Below are 16,948 nucleotides of genomic sequence, written 5' to 3'. Positions count from 1 at the left end.
TGGTCCCACCTGATCCCATGCCGAACTCAGAAGTGAAACGCCGTAGCGCCGATGGTAGTGTGGGGTCTCCCCATGCGAGAGTAGGACACTGCCAGGCATCAAATTTAGTTGTGCTGATATGGCTCAGTTGGTAGAGCGCACCCTTGGTAAGGGTGAGGTCCCCAGTTCGACTCTGGGTATCAGCACCAGTTATATGGGTTTAAGTTCGGCACTTAGAAAAGAATTTACCTGGCGGCAATAGCGCGGTGGTCCCACCTGACCCCATGCCGAACTCAGAAGTGAAACGCCGTAGCGCCGATGGTAGTGTGGGGTCTCCCCATGCGAGAGTAGGACACTGCCAGGTATCAAATAAACAAACGAGGCCATCCTAACGGATGGCCTTTTTTGTATCTGAAACTTGTCAAAATATCAGCAGCAATACGCATCTATCCTAACTCTCTCTCTACATCTATATAGCACCCACTGAATGGTTTCCTTTCTTTATCGGCGTCACTTGTCGCCACAATCTAGCAACCTTATAAAAATAGCCTTTATAGAGTAGAGCCGTAGGTGAGATCGCAATGCTTCCTTGGCTTTATATGTAATGAGGAATTCTCTGACGGTTAAAATGATTATATTAATAAATTTAATTTATTTAGGTTTGGATATTGAGGGGCCGTATCGCCTGTGATGATGCAAGATTGTCAATATAATTGTTATTAATCAATATATTGAGATGTTTGTCTTTGTCGTGATTCAGGGGTTACTCAGTTTTATACGGTATTAACCATTTCATTGGTGCTCTAATAGCTAAATGCTATTTATGTTTTCTGGTTGTTTGTTCCTATCATTTAGGGTGATTGTGACATCAGGCTAAATGCGAGGCCGCGCTGCGGAGATAAAGAACAGCAGCGCATTGGTTTAATACCGCAATGAAACATTTTCAGGTTGTTGTTGATCTCTCGACTTTGTATTGGGAAAACGTTATCTTCAGGTGTCTGGAAGTCTAAACGTATAAACGGATATATTGAGGATGTAGGCATGCCAATCCGGGTCCCTGATGAACTACCTGCGGTAAGTTTCTTGCGTAATGAGAATGTTTTTGTGATGACTTCATCAAGAGCTAAAACTCAGGAAATTCGACCGCTAAAAGTATTGGTGCTGAATCTAATGCCTAAGAAGATAGAAACGGAAAATCAGTTTTTGCGTTTGCTGTCGAACTCTCCCCTGCAAGTGGATATTCAATTGCTACGAGTGGATAGCCGCGAATCGAAAAATACGCCCACGGAGCATCTGAATAACTTCTATTGCGATTTTGAAGAGATTAAAAATCAGAATTTTGATGGGCTTATCGTAACCGGTGCTCCTCTTGGGTTAGTGGATTTCAGCGATGTTGCCTATTGGCCACAGATAGAACGTATTATCACTTGGGCCAAGGATCATGTGACATCGACGTTATTTGTCTGTTGGGCAGTGCAGGCCGCTTTAAATATTCTCTATGGGATTCCCAAGCTAACTCGTAAGGAAAAATTGTCGGGGATTTATCGCCATCAAACGCTGAAACCTTTGGCGTTATTAACCCGTGGTTTTGACGAAAGCTTCTTTGCCCCTCATTCCCGTTATGCAGATTTTCCGATTGAGATTTTACAGAAATATACCGATCTGGATATTCTGGCAGCCTCCGATGAAGCCGGTGCTTATCTGTTTGCCAGTAAGGATAAAAGAGTCGCTTTCGTTACTGGCCATCCGGAATACGATGTGGATACGCTGGCTGGGGAATATGCGCGGGATCAGGCTGCGGGTCTGGAACCTGCCGTCCCACTGAATTACTTCCCAGAGAATGATCCTACTCAGCGCCCATTAGCCTCATGGCGCAGTCATGGACACTTATTATTTGCCAATTGGCTCAATTATTATGTCTATCAAATTACACCGTTCGATCTACGTCAAATGAACCCGACTCTCGACTGATTTCATTTTATATGGCGGCTGAATCGATGCCGCCTAACCATTTCCCCTGCTGTTCTGCATAAACGATCCCTTTCCTACTGGTCTAATCTCTATATTAAACAATGTATTACAACGTAATTCAGTCATTGGTGGAATGCCTTTCCTGAAGTGTGCATTTTGTTATTTATGTTAATCAATTGATAAATATAGATTAAATAAATATTTAATATAAAAATGGAAATCGTTTTTGATTTTCATGATTAATTGATTATTCTTAAATCTGTTGGGGTGAAAAACGACCAGAAAAACTTGCCACCAATGACTCATGAAATGCGTATCAGGCGGTAAGTACGCCGCTTGTGCGTTGATGTATATGCCGTCAGATTGGGATGAGGAAAGGGTAATGACACAACAGTTAGTAGGCACGGAGTTAGTCTTCACGCAGAAGTTTTCCACTGCGGAGCGTCAGATATTGACCGCTCAGGCCATCGAGTTTTTAACGGAACTGGTCGCTGAATTTTCAGGGCGCCGCCGTCAACTCCTTGATACACGTGAGAACTGGCAACTTGGCATTGATAATGGCGGACTTCCGGACTTTATTTCGGAAACTACTTCCATTCGTAATGGTGACTGGAAAATTCAGAATATCCCTGCTGATTTACAGGATCGTCGGGTTGAGATAACCGGCCCGGTAGAGCGCAAAATGGTGATTAACGCGCTGAATGCTAATGTGAAAGTCTTCATGGCAGACTTTGAAGATTCGCTGGCACCGAGTTGGGATAAAGTGATTGAAGGCCAAATTAACCTGCATGATGCGGTGAAAGGTACTATTTCCTATACCAATGAATCAGGCAAGATTTACCAGCTAAAACCTAATCCGGCGGTTTTGATTGCACGAGTGCGTGGACTGCATTTACCTGAAAAACACGTCACTTATCAAGGAAATGCCATCCCCGGTGGTCTGTTCGATTTCGCCCTTTATTTCTTACATAATTACGAACACCTGCTGGCCAATGGTAGTGGGCCTTATTTCTATCTGCCCAAAATGCAGTCTTACCAAGAAGCTGCTTGGTGGAGTGACGTCTTTACCTTTACCGAACAACGCTTCGGCCTGCCGCAGGGAACCATTAAAGCCACGGTATTAATCGAAACATTGCCTGCGGTGTTTCAGATGGATGAAATCCTATACCACCTGCGTCACCACATTGTTGGCCTCAACTGCGGACGCTGGGATTACATTTTCAGCTATATCAAAACATTGAAGAATCATAGCGATCGCGTTTTGCCCGATCGTCAATCCGTCACCATGACGCAACCTTTCCTCAGCGCATACTCTCGCCTGCTGATAAAAACCTGCCATAAGCGCGGCGCGTTGGCGATGGGGGGAATGGCGGCCTTTATTCCGAGTAAAGACGCAGAGAAGAACGCTTGGGTGCTGGATAAAGTCCGTGCCGATAAAGAACTGGAAGCCACTAATGGCCACGATGGCACCTGGGTTGCGCATCCGGGTTTGGCGGATACCGTGATGGAAGTCTTTAACCGCGTATTAGGGAGTCGTCCGAATCAATTAGAAGTGAGTCGGGCACAGGATAAACCTATTACCGCTGCTGAATTGCTAGAGCCATGTTCTGGTGAAAGAACCGAAGAAGGGATGCGTGCCAATATCCGCGTGGCAGTGCAATACATTGAAGCTTGGATCTCCGGTAACGGCTGTGTGCCTATCTATGGGCTGATGGAAGATGCGGCGACCGCTGAGATATCCCGTACCTCTATCTGGCAATGGATTCATCACCAAAAATCCCTGAGTAACGGGAAAAAAGTCACTAAAGAATTGTTCCGCACTATGTTGAGTGAAGAAATGCAGGTTGTTAAGCAAGAGCTTGGTTCCGAACGCTTTGATTCCGGCCGCTTTAAAGAAGCCGCTCAGTTGATGGAACGAATAACAACACAAGACGAGCTGATCGACTTCCTGACCCTGCCTGGCTACGCACTGCTGGCATAACCCTACAAATTAATAATAAGGATAAGAACAATGACAACCTCTCGTGCTCAACAAATCAAGCAATTGGAACAAGACTGGAAATCAGCTCGCTGGGAAGGGATTACCCGCCCTTACAGCGCTGAAGACGTGATTAAACTGCGTGGCTCGGTCAATCCGGAATGCACGCTGGCACAGCACGGTGCGCAAAAATTGTGGGATTTATTGCATGGCGGCGCTCGTAAAGGCTACATCAACTGTTTGGGCGCATTAACCGGCGGTCAGGCTTTGCAGCAGGCTAAAGCCGGTGTGGAAGCTATTTATCTGTCCGGTTGGCAGGTCGCGGCAGATGCCAATACCGCGTCCAGCATGTATCCGGACCAGTCTTTATATCCGGTAGATTCGGTTCCTGCCGTGGTTAAACGCATTAATAACAGTTTCCGCCGAGCTGACCAAATCCAATGGTCGAATAATATTGAACCAGGTACTAAAGGTTATACCGATTATTTCCTGCCGATTGTGGCTGATGCGGAAGCCGGTTTTGGCGGTGTGTTAAACGCTTTTGAACTGATGAAAGCCATGATTGAAGCCGGTGCGGCTGGCGTTCACTTCGAAGATCAGCTGGCTGCAGTGAAGAAATGTGGACACATGGGCGGCAAAGTATTGGTGCCAACTCAGGAAGCTATCCAGAAACTGGTTGCCGCACGTTTGGCGGCGGACGTATTGGGCGTACCGACCTTATTGATCGCTCGTACAGATGCTGATGCGGCGGATCTGTTGACCTCCGACTGCGATCCTTACGATCGTGAATTTATCAGCGGCGAACGTACCGCCGAAGGCTTCTTCCGCACTCACGCCGGTATTGAGCAGGCGATTAGCCGTGGTCTGGCTTATGCCCCTTATGCAGATTTGGTGTGGTGCGAAACGTCTACGCCGGATTTGGCGCTGGCGAAGCGTTTTGCTGATGCGGTTCACGCTAAATTCCCAGGTAAATTGCTGGCTTATAACTGCTCGCCGTCCTTTAACTGGAAAAAGAATCTGAGCGATAAGCAAATTGCCAGCTTCCAGGAAGATCTGGCTGCAATGGGCTACAAATATCAGTTCATTACGCTGGCCGGTATTCACAGTATGTGGTTCAACATGTTCGACCTGGCACATGCCTATGCGCAAGGCGAAGGGATGAAGCATTACGTAGAGAAAGTGCAACAGCCTGAATTTGCCTCGGTGGATCGTGGTTATACCTTTGCTTCTCACCAGCAGGAGGTGGGAACCGGTTACTTTGATAAAGTGACCAATATCATTCAGGGTGGCGAATCTTCAGTAACGGCGCTGACCGGATCCACAGAAGAGCAGCAGTTCTAATCCTACTGCCGAAGTAGCAATCATTGTTAACCGGAGCCTGCGTATGCAGGCTCTGTTCCGTGTAGCGGGAGGTGAGCATGGCAATAGGCTTAGAGCAATTAATCGCCCAAACTATTTTGCAGGGTTTTGATGCGCAGTATGGCCGCTTTCTGGAAGTGACTGCGGGCGCTCAGCAGCGCTTTGAGCAGGCCGACTGGCAAGCGATTCAGCAAGCCATGAAAAAGCGAATTCATCTCTATGATCACCACGTTGGACTGGTGGTGGAGCAACTAAAACGCATTACCGGCAGCGGAAGTTTTGACGCCGAATTTCTGGCGCGGGTAAAAGCTATCTATACCGATCTATTGCCGGATTATCCTCGTTTCGAAATAGCCGAAAGCTTTTTTAACTCGGTTTATTGCCGCCTGTTTAAACACCGTGAGTTAACTCAGGACAAGCTCTTTGTTTTCAGCTCGCAGCCGGAACGACGTTTTCGTGATATTCCACGGCCATTGGCGCGGGATTTTACGCCGGAGCAGGGTTTATCTGTGATGTTGCAGACGATATTGAATGATTTACCCCTTCGTTTACCTTGGGAAAATTTGCCCAGAGACATTGATTATATCGTAGCCGCGCTCCAACTGGCATTTAGCCCACAGCAACTGGCGACTGCTTGCTTCCAGGTTGCCAACGAACTGTTTTATCGTAATAAAGCAGCGTGGCTAGTGGGAAAACTGAGATTGTCTGACGGAGTGCATCCGTTCTTACTGCCGATTCATCACAATGAATCAGCGGCATTATTTATTGATACCTGCCTGACTAGCAAAGCTGAGGCCAGTATTGTGTTTGGCTTCGCTCGCTCTTATTTCATGGTTTATGCCCCGTTGCCAGCGGCGATGGTGGAATGGCTAAGGGAAATTTTACCGGGCAAATCTACCGCCGAATTGTATATGGCGATAGGTTGTCAGAAGCACGGGAAAACCGAAAGCTACCGTGAATATCTCACCTATGTGCATCAATCCGATGAGCAGTTTATCGTCGCTCCGGGGGTGAAAGGCATGGTCATGCTGGTATTTACTTTGCCGACCTTCGATCGGGTATTCAAAGTGATTAAAGACCAGTTTGCTCCGCAAAAAGAGGTCAGCCAAGCGCGAGTGCAGGCGTGCTATCAGTTAGTTAAAGAGCATGACCGCGTTGGGCGCATGGCGGATACCCAAGAATTTGAAAATTTTGTTATCGATAAGAATCGTATCAGTCCGGAGCTGTTGGCCGAGTTACGGTTGGAGGTGCCGGAAAAGCTGGAAGATTTAGGCGACCAGATTGTGATTAAGCATCTGTATATGGAGCGACGCATGATTCCGCTAAATATCTATATGGAACAGGCTAATGAGCGGCAGTTATGGGACGCGATTGAAGAATATGGCAATGCGATAAAGCAGCTAGCCGCAGCTAATATTTTCCCCGGCGACATGTTGTTTAAAAACTTTGGCGTCACGCGCCACGGACGTGTCGTTTTCTACGATTACGATGAAATTTGCTATATGACCGAAGTGAATTTCCGTGATATTCCTCCGCCGCGCTATCCGGAGGACGAAATGGCTAGCGAGCCTTGGTACAGCGTTTCTCCAAATGATGTTTTCCCCGAAGAGTTCCGCCATTTTCTTTGTAGCGATCCGAAAGTCAGAGCCTGCTTTGAAGAGATGCACGAGGATTTATTCCACGCGGAATATTGGCGCGGTTTGCAACAGCGTATTCGTAATGGGCATGTGGAGGATGTTTTTGCCTATCGGCGTAAGCAGCGCTTCTCTCAACGGGTAATAGGGTGATTTTTGCCTCACTAGCGGCGCACTAGTGAGGCAGTTAGCTTAGCGATTACCGCCGCCGTAGGATTGCGTGATTTCTTTGGCGGCATGAATAACCAGTGCGCCTAGCTCGGTCACTCGGTCATCGGTGATGCGTGACACCGGCCCAGAAATCGAGATAGCGGCAAAGGCTTCATGATGCTCGTCGTATAGACAGGCGGCGATACAACGCAAGCCCAGCGCATGTTCTTCGTCATCGAAGGAATAGCCCTGTTTGCGAATTTGCGCCAGATTCTCTTTTAAACTGACCGGATTAGTACGGGTGTGTTGAGTGTAGGCGTGCAGACCCTTTTTATGGAGTAGCTGCACCAGCTTTTCATCTGGCAGAGTCGACAGGAACGCTTTTCCTGCACCGGAAGCATGCATGGGAAGCTTACCGCCAATAGGAGCAGACATACGCATCAGCGCGGTACATTGTACCTGATCGATAATGATTGCCTGATAATCGCTGTGATCCAATACTGCCAGATTGACGGTTTCCCCTGATTCATCCATCAAACGCCGCAGAATCGGATGTACCATGGCCAGTAGATTGCGGCTTTGCAAAAAACTGCTGCCAACGATAAACGCGTGGGCGCCCATGGTCCACAGCCCCAAATCTCCCACCTGACGTACAAAACCCTGCTGTTGCATAGTTGTCAGCAAGCGGTGAGTCGTTGAATTAGGTAAACCGGCCTGCTGCGCCAGATCCGTCAGAGCAACCTGACCTTGGGATTCGGAAATATATTCCAGTAATTTAAGGCCGCGAGTCAATGATTGAACCTGACCGGTGGCCGCTGCTGATGTAGCTACGCTAGTCTTTGTTTTCTTTCCCCGTTTGATGGGAATCGGTATCGTCATAAATCAGCTCCCTGGAAATAAAATGGAATTCATTTTCGTTTTGTAATTATGCATGCTAATGGGTTAAAACGCTCATCCGATGTGTGCAAATTTCTACCTGAAAAAGTCTCAACTTCCCGTCGACTCATTAGCCTTATAACTTGTGCTAGGATGGCTTGCTGGCTTTTGCAGCAGTTCCGATAGGTTCAACGGCTCTGAAATACGGGCTGGGATGATATTTGGCAGGGCATCGAGGCGAAGAGGCGACAGTGACAAATAGAGTAGAAAAACTGCACCAGCAGCTGGCAAAACGTATTTTGGTATTAGACGGCGGCATGGGCACCATGATCCAGAGTTATCGTCTGGAAGAAGCCGATTATCGCGGAGAACGTTTTGCGGATTGGCCAAGCGATCTGAAAGGAAATAACGATCTATTGGTTCTGTCCAAGCCCGAAGTGATTACCGCTATTCACAATGCTTATCTTGAAGCCGGTGCGGATATTCTTGAAACCAATACCTTTAACTCCACCACCATTGCTATGGCGGATTATCAAATGGAGTCGCTCTCGGCAGAGATTAACTACGAGGCCGCCCGTCTAGCCCGACTCTGCGCCGATGAATGGACCGCTCGAACGCCGGATAAACCGCGCTACGTGGCCGGTGTGCTTGGCCCGACTAACCGAACGGCTTCTATTTCTCCCAAGGTTAACGATCCTGCTTTCCGTAACGTTAGCTTCGATCAATTGGTGGAAGCCTACCGCGAATCCACCCGAGCGCTAGTGGAAGGCGGCGTCGATATTATTATGATTGAAACGGTGTTCGATACCCTGAACGCCAAAGCCGCGACGTTTGCGGTAGAAACCGAATTTGAAGCCTTGGGCGTGGTGCTGCCGGTGATGGTGTCTGGCACCATCACCGATGCCTCTGGCCGCACGCTTTCCGGGCAAACCACCGAAGCCTTTTATAATTCATTGCGCCATGTAAAACCGCTGTCATTCGGCCTGAACTGCGCTTTAGGACCGGACGAGTTACGCCAGTATGTGGCTGAGTTATCGAGAATTTCAGAGTGTTACGTTAGTGCTCATCCCAACGCTGGCTTACCGAATGCCTTTGGTGAATACGATCTGGATGCCAAAGAAATGGCTGAGCATATCGCGGAATGGGCGCAATCTGGTTTTCTGAATATCGTGGGCGGCTGCTGTGGGACGACGCCGCGTCATATTGCCGCGATGGTAAAAGCCGTTGCTGACGTGCCGCCGCGCGTTTTACCGCAGATCCCGGTCGCCTGCCGTCTGGCTGGGTTGGAACCCTTAACCATTGATGCCAATACGTTATTTGTCAACGTGGGCGAACGAACCAACGTGACCGGCTCTGCTCGTTTCAAACGGCTGATTAAAGAAGATAAATACGCTGAAGCTTTAGATGTGGCTCGCCAGCAGGTAGAAAGCGGTGCACAAGTCATTGATATCAATATGGATGAAGGCATGTTGGATGCGGAAGCGGCGATGGTGCGTTTCCTGCATCTGATTGCCGGTGAACCGGATATTGCCCGCGTACCTATCATGATCGATTCCTCAAAATGGGACGTGATCGAAAAGGGTCTTAAGTGCATTCAGGGGAAAGGAATTGTTAACTCGATTTCGATGAAGGAAGGCGAGGCGGCCTTTATTCATCACGCTAAATTGGTTCGTCGTTATGGTGCTGCCATGGTAGTGATGGCTTTTGATGAGGCTGGGCAGGCTGATACTCGCGCGCGCAAAATCGAGATTTGTCGTCGCGCCTATAAGCTGCTGACGGAAACCGTCGGCTTCCCGCCGGAAGATATTATTTTTGACCCTAATATCTTTGCCGTTGCTACTGGTATTGAAGAACATAATAACTATGCTGTTGATTTTATTGAGGCCTGCGCGGATATCAAAAGCGAGCTACCTCACGCTCTAATTTCAGGCGGCGTTTCCAACGTATCTTTCTCGTTCCGTGGCAACGATCCGGTACGTGAAGCGATCCATGCGGTTTTCCTGTATTACGCCATTCGTAGTGGCATGGATATGGGGATAGTAAATGCAGGTCAATTGGCAATTTATGACGATTTATCCGATGAATTACGTGATGCAGTTGAAGATGTGATTCTGAACCGCCGTAATGACAGCACTGAGCGACTGCTGGATCTAGCCGAAAAGTATCGTGGCAGCAAAAGTGATGAAGTTGCGGTGCAGCAGGCGGAATGGCGCGGTTGGCCGGTGGTGAAACGATTGGAATATTCGTTGGTGAAAGGCATTACCGAATTTATCGAACTGGATACCGAAGAGGCTCGTCAGGAAGCCGACAGACCGATCGAAGTGATTGAAGGCCCGTTAATGGCAGGAATGAACGTGGTGGGTGATTTGTTTGGTGAGGGAAAAATGTTTTTGCCACAGGTGGTGAAATCCGCCCGGGTGATGAAACAGGCCGTCGCCTATCTGGAACCTTATATTGAGGCCAGTAAACAGAAAGGCACCACCGCCGGCAAGATCCTATTGGCGACGGTAAAAGGCGATGTGCATGACATCGGTAAAAACATCGTTGGCGTGGTTCTACAGTGTAATAACTACGAAATTATCGATTTGGGTGTCATGGTGCCAACCGAGAAAATCCTGCGCACAGCGCGGGAAGAAAAAGTCGATATTATCGGTTTATCCGGCCTGATTACCCCGTCACTGGACGAAATGGTTAACGTAGCCAAAGAGATGGAACGCCAGGGCTTTACCTTGCCGTTGCTCATTGGTGGCGCAACCACGTCCAAAGCGCATACGGCGGTTAAGATTGAACAAAACTACAGCGGCTCAACCACTTATGTCTCTAATGCTTCCCGTAGCGTTGGGGTCGTATCGGCGTTGCTTTCGGACGCGCAACGAGACGAATTTATTGCTAAAACTCGCAAAGAGTATGAAACCGTTCGTATTCAGCATGCGCGTAAAAAACCGCGGACGCCGCCGGTCAGCCTGCAAGCTGCGCGGGATAACGCTGCGGTCATTGACTGGGAAAATTATACGCCGCCGGTAGTCCATAAGCTTGGGGTTCAGCAGGTCGAAGCCAGCATTGAAACACTGCGAAATTATATCGATTGGACACCATTCTTTATGACCTGGTCGCTGGCCGGGAAATACCCGCGAATTTTGGAAGATGAAGTGGTGGGAGAAGAGGCTAAGCGTCTGTTTGCTGATGCGAATCAGATGCTGGATAAGCTCTCATCAGAAGGGTTATTGCATCCGAAAGGCGTGGTCGGTCTATTCCCAGCCAATCGGGTGGGTGATGATATTGAGGTTTATCGGGATGAACGTCGCGATGAAGTGCTGCTAGTGAGCCACCATTTGCGGCAGCAAACGGAAAAAAATGACTTCCCTAATTATTGTCTGGCGGATTACGTTGCGCCAAAGACCAGCGGTAAAGCTGACTACCTCGGCGCTTTTGCCGTGACCGGTGGACTGGAGGAAGATGCTCTGGCGGAGGCTTACGATGCTCAGCATGATGATTACAATAAAATCATGATTAAAGCCTTATCTGATCGGCTAGCGGAGGCTTTTGCCGAATATCTGCATGAGCGTGTGCGCAAGGTGTACTGGGGCTTTGCGCCAAATGAAAACCTGAGTAATGAAGAGTTGGTGCGGGAAAATTATCAGGGGATTCGACCGGCTCCGGGTTATCCGGCCTGTCCTGAACACACGGAAAAAGGGCAAATCTGGACGCTGCTGGACGTGGAGGCTCACACCGGAATGAAACTGACGGAATCCTACGCCATGTGGCCAGGAGCCTCGGTTTCAGGCTGGTATTTCAGCCATCCCGAAAGCAAATACTTTGCCGTAGCGCAGATTCAGCGGGATCAGGTAGAAGACTACGCGGCGCGAAAAGGGATGCCTATAGCCGAAGTCGAACGCTGGCTGGCCCCTAATCTGGGTTACGATGCAGATTGATAAATGAATGTGAGTGTTAAAAGAAACCGGCGCTGCCAGATAGGCGCGCCGGTTTTTCATTTTCAGGTGGAGCTTTAGGCACCGATAATGTCCCTAAAACCCGTTTGATTCAGCTTTGACTACTCGGTTTCTTCAGCCTTATCATCTTTTTTGCCTTCTTCAATGCCACCCTTTACATCACGATTTTCAGACTTGGTATGGGCCTGAATAAACGGGGTGTTGCCACTCAACACATCTTTCGCACCGCCGGTAAGCAAACCAGAAACGGTTGGCGCAAGATTAACGCTGCCGCCGCCCTGATAGTTGTTACCTTTAATCTCCTGTAGCTCAAGAGCTTTGGTTTTTAGGTCAACTTTGCCTTGCTCACTGCTTATTTTTCCGCCGTTTAACAGAGTGTTACCTTTCACATTCAGCGTTACGCCTTCTTTACCGCTGATTGCTGAGGTTTCGTTAATGGCATCGTTATTTACCACGTTAGCGTTAACTTTGAAGTGACCGCCCAGACCAATTTCTTCTGCCGGGCCAACGACTTTATTTTTCACTTTGTTACCCGCCCAACGAGCGCCTTTATCCCAAATAGCGCTGTCAGTTTTTTCCTCAACCAATTTCTCTGGCAAGGTCACTTTATCGTTGGCTTTACTAAAGCTCACGGCATTGGTGGTGTCTTGCTTAGGGTCGTTTTTGTGAGCGAATTTATTGTACTTATCTTCAACCTTATCAAAGGCTTTATTCGCTTTAGTTTCCAAAGCGTTTTTAATTTTTTCCTTCCCTACCGGGCTGGCATTAGAAACGCGAGTCACCAGATTATCTTCTTTTTTATTGGTGTGGCTTAAACCTAAATCCACGCCAACTTTGACGCCGGTTTCACGATCTTTACGGCTTTCGACACGCAGATCGCCACCTACATCACCGGTCACTTTATCCGCAGTCACTTTGGCGCCAGCCAACGTGGTGTCTTTTCCGCTGTTCAACGTCAGATTACCGGTATTAATCTTGGTATTCTGTTGTTTAACCGCATCTTTTTTCTCAACGCCGATGTTGATACCCGCGCTAACGTTATGAGAGTCTTTGCCAGATTCGCTGTCGACTACGCCTTTGTCATTCTTATCATAAGATTGAGAAATACCTGCGCTGCCCTTCAGACCCAGATTCCAGTTGTTTTTCTTCTCTTCGTTTTGCGCTGACTCCAGCACTATGCCACCTTTTTTAGCATCCAGAACCGTTGTTTTGCTGGTGACTTCGGTGCCTTGCAAATGGATAGCCTGTTTGTCATCGCTGCCGGATTCAATCTTCAGCGTCCCTTTGCTGTCGATTTTACTACCCTGACGAATCGTAGCTGATTCATCGACTTTATCGAAGTTAACGTCGCCGCCCAGATTGAAACCGCCGCCGCTCTTGGTTTTAGAATCGGTACTGCTGGTGCCGACATTGATGTTGCCAGATAGCTTGGTATTTTCTTTGCTGCTGGTGGATTCAGCGGCTTGCAAATCAACCTTACCAGCGGCTTTCAGCGTGACATCGCCGGTTGGCTGCTCTTTGCCACCAATCAGGCTGCCTTTCAGCGTTAAATCACGGCCAGAATCCAGTTCTACGCCTTGTTTACCCGCGAGTTGACTCACTTTGGCATCGGAAGCGCTGCTGCTGCCGTTGTCTGTACCGCCGCCCAAACCAAGGCCGAAGTTCTTGCTCTCTGGCGTGGTGCCGCCTTTAGCAGAAAGCTTAACGTTAAAGCCTTTATGGCTCTCGCTGCTGGTATCCGTAGCCTGATCGAATTTGATATCCCCACCGGCTTTGACGCTGGTTTTACCCGTACCTGCATCCAGAGCGGTGCCCTGATAAGTTGCGTCTTCTTTGACCTTGATACTAATGCCATCGGCCGCTTTAATCTTGCCAGTGACCGCGTTGCTGGAGGTTTTTTCGCTACGGGTAGTACCGCCTTCGCCTTTAGCATCGGCACTGATATCGCTGCCCGTGGAGGTATAAACACGTAGACCTGCGTTACCTTTAGTCTCACGGCTATTAACGGTTTCCGTATTGGCTGCCGCTTCGCTGGTATGGCTTTTGGCTTCAATGGTTACGCCGCCTTTAGTGGCTTCGTATTGAGTGCCCTGATCTTTCACTGCGCCTGTGGTTTTCGTTGTAATGCTGCCAGCCTGAACGGACGTAACGACCGCTTTTGCACTGTTTTTAGTGACATCGCTGCTGCTGCCGTTAGCGCCGACATCGATACCAACGTTCGGCAGGCCGATATCACCCAAATCGCTAGCGGCACCGAGAACGTCTAGTTTACCAACCTTGTTAATCGCTTTTTCTACAGGACGAGTAATACCGCTGTAATCAACGTTAGCGCCGACTTCGGCACCGATTTTTAAAGTTTCAGTTTTGCTGCTTTCGGTATTTTTAGCTGCGAGGTTATTCACATTCGCTGCTTCCTGCGTCAGTTTTCCACCCACTTTATGCTGAGTGCCTTGGTTGGTCAGGTCGCCTTTTGCCTCAACGGTAAAGTTTCCAGCTACGTTGGAGCTGGATGTCACGGCTTTGTTCGCGTCAGTGTGAGTTTTGCTATTTTCATAGCCAACTTCTACACCGCTGCCCGCTTTATCAATACCGCCGGTGTAGTAAGCGCCGCCGCCAATTTTTGTGCTGGTTTTGTCGCTGGTGGTTTTGTCCTCTGCAGCTAGGAAAGCAACGTGAGTACCGCTGATTTTAGCGTCGCCTTTGGTGGTTTCCAGCTTCGAACCAGTAAAGGTAACGTCTTTATCCGATTCGATTTTTACGCTGCCGCCGCTGAGGGTTGCCGCTTTATTCTTGGCGCTGTCGGTTTTTTCTGTTTCGCTGGTATGCTCAATGCGCAGGCCAGCACGATATTGTTTATCGCTATGTTCTTTGGCGTAGGCATCGACTTTCAGCGATGTGTTTTTTTCGTCAATCTTTTGCTGTTCAACGGCCGATTTAACATTCAGATTGCCCAGGGTTTTAATCCCTAACTCATCGGCGCTATTGACCAGACTGCCAACGATAGTCGTGTCTTGCTGGCTAAACAGTTTTAAATCCGCATCAGATTTCAGCTCGCTACCGGTTGATTGCTCGGTAGAGTTGTTCGCTTTCTTCGAGTCTTTAGTGATATTGAAAACGGTACCGGTGCGTTGATCCACTTTATCGGTGGTTAAGCTAATGGCGTTATCAATGACCAGACCGCCATTCTTGGTTTCAACGAATGCGCCTTCTTTGGCGGTGACTTTACTGCCCGTGACCTTAACGCCTTGATTACCGGATACCAGAAGTTTCCCTTCGCTAGAAAAATCAGAGGAATGGCTGACTTCTTTCTTATTACCATTATCCTTATCATCTCCCCCGCCAATACCGCCCCACACCACGATATCGTTCTTCACGGTTTTCTGGTTGGCCGTTTTCTGTACGTCGATATTGATTTGTTTATCTGCGGTGACAATCAGGTCTTTTTTAGCGCGAACTTCAGCGCCTTTACTGGTGATATTACCGCCCGCGGAGAGGCCTAAATTACCGGTTCCGGCGGTAAGTTTGGTGGTTTTAAGATCTTCCGTCGTAGTGCTATTGGACCAGCTACCGGTCAGTAACCTGCTGGTATCATTTTTACGTCTTCCATTTTCACGGACGGTTTGTGATTCAGTTAAACCCGATAGATGCAGATCGTGTTTTGCATTGACGCTCAGATCGTTGTTGGCATAGACCTGGCTACCGCTGATCACGATATCGCCTTCGTCAGCCATTAATTTTGCATTTCGATGTGCATAAACCGTGGTGCCGACTTGTTCAACTTTCTCGCTTTCTTTATTGGTATTGCGACGCCATGCGCCACGATCCCGATTATCAGTATGACCGTCGGTTTGTGTCAGTTTTTGCCCGTCTAGCTTGAGGTTACCGCCTTGCAGAGTTACATCGCGGCCCTGGACATATGCGCCGGTCAGCGTATTGTTTTGCTTGGCAACAATCGAAATATCATTACCTGAAATACTGGTTTCCTGAAGGCGCTGGCTGCTATCGCGGTTGTTAACGTATTTGCCGCTCCACCAGGTATCGTAGTTATCGCTATCATTGCGGTTGTGACTATCGGAGATGATTTTGCCTTTGGATACGATGTTTTTACCCGTTAATCTGATATCGGCTCCCTTTAATTTGGCGGCTTCTAACTCGAGATTGCCTTTCGATGCAACATCGATATCCCCAACGTTGACCTGACCGTTAGCCAAACGAAACGTGCTGATTTCATTACCGATTTTTACGCCGCTTCCTTCGGCTGTGCTGATCAGGCGAATACGGCCAGCTTGCATACTACCGAGGTAGTAGCTGTCTAACGCGCCAGCTTTTTGAGTATTTCTGCTTTCCAGAATCTCGCCTTTGGCTGAGACACGGTTTTCGCCGGTCAGAGCGTACACCTGCTCCGGAGAGGAGATACGACCTTCGGCGCTGATGCGTGGTGCAATCAGATCCAGAGCGCGATCCGCATCCAACCCGCCTTTACCTATTGATAGAGCATGGGTATTGTTGAAGGTGTTAAAGCCATTCAGCTCTCCTTTTTCAACCAGCGGATTACCTACTACCAACGAAGATCGGTTGGTATTGATAAAACCGCAGCCATCACAGGCGATACCGTTCGGGTTAGCAAGCACATAATCAGCGGCCATGCCGAAGATTTCCTGTTTCCCTAATAATAAAGAAGGGTTACGGCTAATCACTTCATTCAGAATGACTTTTGCAGCGTTACCGCCCAAATTGGCGTTGGCATTAAGCTGACCGGCCAGTTGAGAGGTGCCGTCGGTTAAGGAGTTATTTAGCACCGCGCCGGGTTTATTAACGTTAAAGCTATCGTATTGGTTATGAGATAAACCTGATGCTGAAGGAGCAACAATATCGACTACCGCTGCGCCGTTGGCTGCGCTGCTGATGGTTGGGTTATGGGCTGCGTCACCGGCCCCGACGATATCGGCGGCGTATGCAGCACCCAATGAGGCGAAAATAATCGCCAAAGAGGCAACCAGTTTTCCTGCGGGCGACAGTTTGAATTTTTTAGTTTTCATCCATGTATCTCC

The 16,948-nt window shown here is 48.5% G+C and carries 7 protein-coding genes, 1 tRNA gene and 2 rRNA genes; 8 read left to right on the top strand and 2 right to left on the bottom strand.

Going from position 1 to position 16,948, the window contains the following annotated elements:
- The 7 genes from rrf (AD970_RS09070) to aceK all read left to right on the top strand — a co-directional run.
- Positions 1-97 (top strand): 5S ribosomal RNA (rrf, locus tag AD970_RS09070); the annotation flags it as partial.
- Positions 98-112: 15 nt separating this feature from the next.
- Positions 113-188, top strand: a tRNA-Thr gene (locus AD970_RS09065).
- A gap of 39 nt (positions 189-227) precedes the next feature.
- Positions 228-343: ribosomal RNA gene (gene rrf / locus AD970_RS09060) — 5S ribosomal RNA — on the top strand.
- A gap of 677 nt (positions 344-1,020) precedes the next feature.
- Positions 1,021-1,950: a homoserine O-acetyltransferase MetA gene (gene metA / locus AD970_RS09055; protein WP_049598090.1), complete on the top strand. Its 930-nt coding sequence runs from the start codon at positions 1,021-1,023 to the stop codon at positions 1,948-1,950.
- A 382-nt stretch (positions 1,951-2,332) separates the two neighbouring features.
- Complete coding sequence (aceB, locus tag AD970_RS09050) at positions 2,333-3,931, top strand: malate synthase A (protein ID WP_049598088.1); 1,599 nt, start codon at positions 2,333-2,335, stop codon at positions 3,929-3,931.
- 30 nt (positions 3,932-3,961) lie between these two features.
- The gene (gene aceA, locus AD970_RS09045) at positions 3,962-5,269 is read left to right on the top strand and encodes an isocitrate lyase (protein WP_049598086.1); all 1,308 of its coding nucleotides are present in this window, start codon (positions 3,962-3,964) and stop codon (positions 5,267-5,269) included.
- A gap of 77 nt (positions 5,270-5,346) precedes the next feature.
- A complete protein-coding gene (aceK, locus tag AD970_RS09040; protein WP_049598084.1) occupies positions 5,347-7,074 on the top strand; it encodes a bifunctional isocitrate dehydrogenase kinase/phosphatase in 1,728 nt (575 codons plus the stop codon).
- Between the two features lie 39 nt (positions 7,075-7,113).
- Here aceK and iclR read toward each other — a convergent pair whose 3' ends face one another.
- Positions 7,114-7,950, bottom strand: a complete 837-nt coding sequence (gene iclR, locus AD970_RS09035; protein ID WP_049598082.1) for a glyoxylate bypass operon transcriptional repressor IclR — start codon at positions 7,948-7,950, stop codon at positions 7,114-7,116.
- A gap of 248 nt (positions 7,951-8,198) precedes the next feature.
- Here iclR and metH point away from each other — a divergent pair, with 248 nt between their 5' ends.
- Positions 8,199-11,879, top strand: a complete 3,681-nt coding sequence (metH, locus tag AD970_RS09030; protein ID WP_157045490.1) for a methionine synthase — start codon at positions 8,199-8,201, stop codon at positions 11,877-11,879.
- Between the two features lie 119 nt (positions 11,880-11,998).
- Here metH and AD970_RS09025 read toward each other — a convergent pair whose 3' ends face one another.
- On the bottom strand, positions 11,999-16,936 hold the full coding sequence (locus AD970_RS09025; RefSeq protein ID WP_049598079.1) for a hemagglutinin repeat-containing protein: 4,938 nt from the start codon (positions 16,934-16,936) through the stop codon (positions 11,999-12,001).
- Positions 16,937-16,948: the final 12 nt, after the last annotated feature.

The organism is Yersinia nurmii (assembly GCF_001112925.1).
GTDB lineage: Bacteria > Pseudomonadota > Gammaproteobacteria > Enterobacterales > Enterobacteriaceae > Yersinia > Yersinia nurmii.
The sequence above is the reverse complement of the archived record's forward strand: the minus strand, read 5'-3'. Positions and strand labels throughout refer to the sequence as shown.

Excerpts from the sequence above, each read along its gene's own strand:
- metA (WP_049598090.1), top strand. The coding sequence starts at position 1,021 with ATGCCAATCCGGGTCCCTGATGAACTACCTGCGGTAAGTTTCTTGCGT.
- AD970_RS09025 (WP_049598079.1), bottom strand. The coding sequence starts at position 16,936 with ATGAAAACTAAAAAATTCAAACTGTCGCCCGCAGGAAAACTGGTTGCC.
- aceB (WP_049598088.1), top strand. The coding sequence starts at position 2,333 with ATGACACAACAGTTAGTAGGCACGGAGTTAGTCTTCACGCAGAAGTTT.
- iclR (WP_049598082.1), bottom strand. The coding sequence starts at position 7,950 with ATGACGATACCGATTCCCATCAAACGGGGAAAGAAAACAAAGACTAGC.
- aceA (WP_049598086.1), top strand. The coding sequence starts at position 3,962 with ATGACAACCTCTCGTGCTCAACAAATCAAGCAATTGGAACAAGACTGG.
- aceK (WP_049598084.1), top strand. The coding sequence starts at position 5,347 with ATGGCAATAGGCTTAGAGCAATTAATCGCCCAAACTATTTTGCAGGGT.